Source organism: Streptomyces sp. NPDC004561 (assembly GCF_053602155.1).
This window is the reverse complement of sequence record NZ_JBSGDB010000547.1, coordinates 1-5,416: the sequence shown is the minus strand read 5'-3', so window position 1 is coordinate 5,416 and position 5,416 is coordinate 1. Positions and strand designations below refer to the sequence as shown.

At 73.0% G+C, this 5,416-nt stretch carries 5 protein-coding genes and 2 pseudogenes; 4 read left to right on the top strand and 3 right to left on the bottom strand.

Annotation, left to right across the window (positions count from 1 at the left end):
- Positions 1–260 (top strand): annotated as a pseudogene (locus ACWEN3_RS40355) (TetR/AcrR family transcriptional regulator); the annotation flags it as partial.
- 47 nt (positions 261–307) lie between these two features.
- On the top strand, positions 308–1,255 hold the full coding sequence (locus ACWEN3_RS40350) for a DMT family transporter (protein ID WP_452981876.1): 948 nt from the start codon (positions 308–310) through the stop codon (positions 1,253–1,255).
- A gap of 10 nt (positions 1,256–1,265) precedes the next feature.
- Here the strand turns inward: ACWEN3_RS40350 and ACWEN3_RS40345 are convergent, their stop codons facing one another.
- Together ACWEN3_RS40345 and ACWEN3_RS40340 are read right to left on the bottom strand one after the other, a co-directional pair.
- Positions 1,266–2,126 (bottom strand): class I SAM-dependent methyltransferase, encoded by an 861-nt coding sequence (locus ACWEN3_RS40345; RefSeq protein ID WP_452981878.1) that lies wholly within the window; start codon positions 2,124–2,126, stop codon positions 1,266–1,268.
- A 175-nt stretch (positions 2,127–2,301) separates the two neighbouring features.
- Positions 2,302–2,961 carry a ScbR family autoregulator-binding transcription factor gene (locus tag ACWEN3_RS40340; protein WP_452981873.1) on the bottom strand — a complete coding sequence of 220 codons (660 nt, stop codon included), beginning with the start codon at positions 2,959–2,961 and terminating at the stop codon, positions 2,302–2,304.
- 238 nt (positions 2,962–3,199) lie between these two features.
- Between ACWEN3_RS40340 and ACWEN3_RS40335 the strand changes: the two genes are divergently transcribed.
- Both ACWEN3_RS40335 and ACWEN3_RS40330 read left to right on the top strand, forming a co-directional pair.
- Entirely contained in the window at positions 3,200–4,114 is a 915-nt protein-coding gene (locus tag ACWEN3_RS40335; RefSeq protein WP_452981870.1) for a TIGR01777 family oxidoreductase, read from the top strand.
- 241 nt (positions 4,115–4,355) lie between these two features.
- Positions 4,356–5,225, top strand: a complete 870-nt coding sequence (locus tag ACWEN3_RS40330) for a class II glutamine amidotransferase (protein WP_452981867.1) — start codon at positions 4,356–4,358, stop codon at positions 5,223–5,225.
- 116 nt (positions 5,226–5,341) lie between these two features.
- Here ACWEN3_RS40330 and ACWEN3_RS40325 read toward each other — a convergent pair.
- A pseudogene (locus ACWEN3_RS40325) lies at positions 5,342–5,416 on the bottom strand (uracil-DNA glycosylase); the annotation flags it as partial.

Sequence of the window (5,416 nt, the reverse complement as noted above, 5' to 3'; positions counted from 1 at the left end):
GTCTGCTCAACGCGGCGGCCGAGCTGCCCGCCGGGGACGAGGGCCGTGCCGTGGTGCGCCGCCACAAGGAGGAAGTGGAGCGTCTGCTGGCCGGCCACCTGCGGGAGCTGCTGCCCGGGCGGCCCGACGAGGCCGGCGCGGCGGCCGAGCATCTGTCGTTCCTGCTGGAGGGCGCGATGGCCCGTGCCGGCCTGGAGGGCCACGGCGCCCGGCTGCGCCACGCCCGGGCGATGGCCGCGGACCTCCTGGACCGGCTGTGAGGCGGCCCGGATCCGGCGGTCGGTCGGTCGGTGCGGGATCGCTGTGCGTGCTGGCCGCATCGGTGCTGTGGGGTACGACGGGGACCGCGGCCACCCTCGCCCCCGCCGTGGGGCCACTGGCTATCGGGGCCGTCGCCATGGGGGTGGGCGGACTGCTCCAGGCGCTGGCCGCCGCACCCCGACTCGCCGGGCAGGGGCGGCGGTTGCGGGCGCAGCGCGGCGTGGTGCTGCTCGGCGCGGTCGCGGTCGCGGTCTATCCCCTGGCGTTCTACACCTCCATGCATCTGGCCGGGGTGGCCGTGGGCACGGTGGTGTCGATCGGTACGGCCCCGCTGGCTTCGGCCGTGATCGAACGCCTCGTGGACCGCCGGAGCCTGTCGCGCCGTTGGACGTTCGGCGCCGCCCTGGGACTGCTGGGCACCGTGCTGCTGTGCGTGGCCGAGGCGACGGGGGCGGGCAGCGGCCCGGAGCGGCGGTCGGCGGGGGCCACGGTGCTCGGTGTCGTGCTGGGCCTGGTCGCCGCCACGACCTACGCCCTCTACTCCTGGGCGGCCCACCGGCTGATCACCCGGGGTGTCCCCTCCCGCGCGGCGATGGGCGCCGTCTTCGGGCTGGGCGGGGTGCTGCTCCTGCCCGTCCTGCTGGCCACCGGCGCGCCGCTCGTCGGCTCGTGGTCCAACGCGGCCGTCGGCGTCTACATGGCCCTCGTACCGATGTTCACCGGTTATGTCCTGTTCGGCTGGGGACTGGCGCATGTGCCCGCCAGCACCGCGACGACGCTGTCCCTGCTCGAACCGGCCGTGGCCGCCGTGCTGGCCGTCCTGGTCGTCGGCGAACGCCTCCCCGTCACCGGCTGGCTCGGCATCGGCCTCGTCGTCGGCTGCCTCGCCGTCCTCACGGCACCCGGCCGCCCGGTACGGCCCCGGCGGCAGCGGAACCGTCGCGGTGAGGCGACCGAGCGGGCCGCCGTCCCGGTCACCACCCCTCCGGAATGAGAACGGGCCGTCACGGTGCGCTGTTCGTCGGCACGGACGGTGTGCGCCAGACGAACACCTCGGTGCTGGGGGCGCGTTCGGAGAAGAGGCCCTTCGGGGAGGCCGCCGCAAGCAGGCGGCGCAGGTCCGCTTCGAAGGCGTCGCGCCGGGTTCCGAAGAGGCGGGGCGCCGAGTACGACATCGAGAAAGTCCAGGCGACGACGTCGGCGACGGTGCGCTCAAGCGCCTGTCCGCCGGGCACGATGTACCGGTCGGGAACCAGGAAGCCCGCGCGTGCCGGCACCAACGCCTCGCCGCCGGGTGTCCCGTTCGGCAACAGCCCGCGGCCCGCGCGACGGACCGGTCCGAAGTAGCGCTTGACCAGGTCGTCGATGTCCGCGTACGGCACGGCCGGATACGGCAGGCCCTCGACCGTCCGCGGCTCGGCCTTCGGGTCGGACACGCGGACCACCGCTCCCCCGGGGCGGAGCATGTCGCGGACGGTACGCGCCACGCGTTCGCGGTCCGTCCAGTGGAAGGACTGGGCGAACACCGCGACCGTGAACACACCGAGGTCGGCCGGGAGTTCCTCGGCTCGGATCCGTACCCAGCGCGTCCGGTCACCCACCCCCGCGGCGGCCGCCCGGCGCCCGGCTTCGCCGATCATCCCGGGGTCCGGGTCGACACCGACGGCCTCCCGGAAGAGACCGGCCAGGGGGACGGTGACGGTGCCCGGTCCGCAGCCCACGTCGAGGAGGCGCCCGTGGCCGTCGGCCGCCAGCACCTCGGCCAGAAGCCGTACCAGGCCGGGGGCGTACGGCAGCCGGCCCCGCTCGTAATGGGCGGCCGCTCCCGCGAACAGGGTCTCGTCCCACTCCCAGCCGTCGGTCACAGCGGTCTCCGCTCGGTGCGTGGGCGTGGCCGGTGCGGTCGGCACGATGATTCCACGGCTGGGGCGGGGGCCGTCCTCAACGCAGTCGCGAGAAACCGACTCTGCGGTTTTGTACGGGCGGAGTCAGGAGGGGCAGGGCGCGTCAGGAGGGACGCTGTGACGGGGTGATCCTCCGTCAGGTGCGGGCGCCCGCCAGAGCGGGTTGCTGCCGTACCTCTGCGATCACCCGCGCGCCCCGGTCCGCTGCGGTGTCGAGACGGACCAGGACCGCCGGGGCGGCGATCGCGGGGAGCAGGTGGTTGAAGAGCGCCGACATTCGGTCGTCCAGGTCGGACCAGTCGGCGACGGCCTGCGAGACGAACTGCACCCCGATCCAGGCGCCGAGGAAGACCTGGGCGGTCTCCTCCGGCACCACGTGCGGCAGCACCTCGCCCCTGCCCTTGGCCTCCGTCAGCAGGGACGCGGTCAGTTCGGCCCACGCCGGCCAGGCACTGCCGAAGACGTCCCGCCCCTGGAGGTCGGCCGCGAGCCGGACACCGGCGAGCAGCAGCGGTTCGCGGGGCAGCCGCTCGGCCAGGGTCATGCCCGCGTCCACCCATTCCTGCAGCTTCAGTTCGCGGGGGACGTGGTACTCGGCCGTTATCTGTTCCCGCAGCACGCCCTGGGCGAGGGCCGCCTTGGAGTCGAAGTGGAAGTACAGGGCGCCCTTGGTCACGCCGGCCCGGTTGAGGATTTCCGCGATGGTCGCCGCGGCGTACCCGCGCTCGGCGAAGACGGCCGCGGCGGCTTCCAGAACAGCACGTCGGGTCCGGACAGCTCGCTCCTGCTGAGCCATGGACCCTCCTCAAGCTGAAAATTAAACCAAACAGGTTTTACCTTACCCCAAGGCTCTTCAACCAAAAGGAGTCAGCGGGCGGTTGCCCGCACTGGCACATGCGGCTGACATGGGCTGGAGCGTCGGCGTGGCGCCGGTCGCCGGTGACCGGTCCTCGAAGCGTCCGGTGTATCGTGAGCCTGGGTAATTCAAATTTGAAGCAAATGGTCAGCAGCACCTCGCCCCTCGGGAGGACGCCATGCGCGTCGCGATCACCGGGTCCCACGGACTCATCGGCTCCGCCCTCACCCGCTCGCTCCTGACGGACGGTCACCAGGTCGTCCGCCTCGTGCGCGGCACGTCGGCCGGCGCCCAGCGGGACGGCAGCGAGTCGGCGTACTGGGACCCGGCCGCCGGCCGGGTCGAGCCCGGGGCGCTGGACGGTGCCGACGCCGTCGTACACCTGGCCGGCGCCGGCGTCGGGGACAAGAGGTGGACCGACGCCTACAAGCGGGAGATCCACGACAGCAGGGTGCACGGCACCCGGACCGTCGCGCGGGCCTGCGCCGGCTCGGCCGCTCCGCCGCGCGTCCTGGTCTCCGCGTCCGCGACGGGCTACTACGGCGACACGGGCGAGCGGATCGTCGACGAGAGCGAGCCGGCCGGGTCCGACTTCCTGGCCTCCGTGTGCGTCGACTGGGAAGCGGCCGCCGATCCGGCCCGGGAGGCGGGCATCCGGGTGGTGCATCCACGCACGGGCCTGGTGGTCTCGGCCAAGGGCGGCGCCTTCGGACGGCTCTTCCCGCTGTTCCGCATGGGCCTGGGCGGCCGGCTCGGCTCCGGTGACCAGTACTGGCCGTTCATCTCGCTGACCGACCACATCGCGGCCCTGCGCTTCGCCATCGACACCGCGGAACTCTCCGGCCCCGTCAACTTCACGGCCCCGGAACCGCAGACCAACCGTGCGGTGACCCGGGCGATGAGCCGCGCCCTGCACCGCCCGGCGCTCGCCACCGTCCCCGGCTTCGCCCTCCGGGCCGCGCTCGGCGAGTTCGCCACGGGCATCACCTCCAGTGCCCGCGTCGTCCCGGCGGCCCTGCTGAAGGCGGGCTTCGCCTTCCGTCACCCGACGTTCGAGCAGGCCCTGGACTCGGTACTGGGAAGCGCCGACTGAGCCTCGTGGCGGCCCGTGCAGTGCAGTGGCGCCCGTTCGCAGGGTGCGAGCACGCCCGGCGGGGCGGTGACGGCCCCCGGACGGCAGGTGCCTCCACTATCTGTCGGGCGGACACGGAGCCTCCCGGCCCGGCACCGGACGCATTGCGGTTGCCGCGGATTCCCGTGATCCTTGCCTGTATCGTCCCTTTACCAGCGGAATGCACCATGTTGACGACCTGTCGGTGACGAAGGAGGACGCCGTGTGCCGCCTTTTCGGCCTGACCAGCTCGCCCCAGCGCACGCACGCCACGTTCTGGCTGCTCGAGGCCCCCGACAGCCTCAGCGCACAGAGTCATCGCGAGCCGGACGGCACCGGGCTCGGGTACTTCAGGGCCGACGGCACGCCCGAGGTGCACAAGGATCCGATCGCCGCCTATGAGGACCGTGCCTTCGCCCAGGAGGCCCGCCAGATCGAGTCGGCCACCTTCCTCGCGCACATCCGCTACGCCTCCACCGGCGGCCTGGACGTACGCAACACCCATCCCTTCGAGCAGCACGGCCGCCTGCTCGCGCACAACGGCGTGATCGAGGGACTCGACCGGCTCGACCGGCATCTGGGCGAGGACCGCGCCCTCGTGCACGGCGACACCGACTCCGAGCGGTTCTTCGCCCTCGTCACCCGCGAGACCGAGGCACGCGGCGGCGACGTGTCCGCCGGCCTCGTGGCCGCGGCCCGCTGGGTCGCCGAGAACCTGCCCCTCTACGCCCTGAACATCATCCTCGTCACGGACTACGAGCTGTGGGCCCTGCGCTATCCCGCCACCCACGAGCTGTACGTCCTCGAACGGCCCGCGGGCGGCCATCACGGGTCACGTCATCTCGACCACACCGGCCGCCACGGGCGGCTGCGCGTCCACTCGGCGGCGCTGGCCGACGCGTCCTCGGTCGTCGTGGCGAGCGAACCCATGGACGAGAACCCGCACTGGCGCCTCCTGCAACCCGGCGAACTGCTGCACGTGGACCGCGCCCTGCACGCCGTGTCCCACATCGCCCTGCCCGATCCGCCGGCCCACCCCATGACCCTCGACGATCTGCGTCCCGACGCGGCGGCCTCGCAGCGGCCCGTCTAGAGCGCGGCTCGGGCCGCCGCTTCCGGTGACCCGGCTCACGTCTCGGAAAGTTGCGCAACCCTTAAACTGTCGCCGTGGAGACGACCGAGGTGACGGGCTGGGAGAACGCGGTGCTCGAGGGTGGGTCCGGAACGGTCGCCGGTGAACATACGACCGGTGCGGTTGCCGCCGTGCGCGGCCGGCGCCAGCCC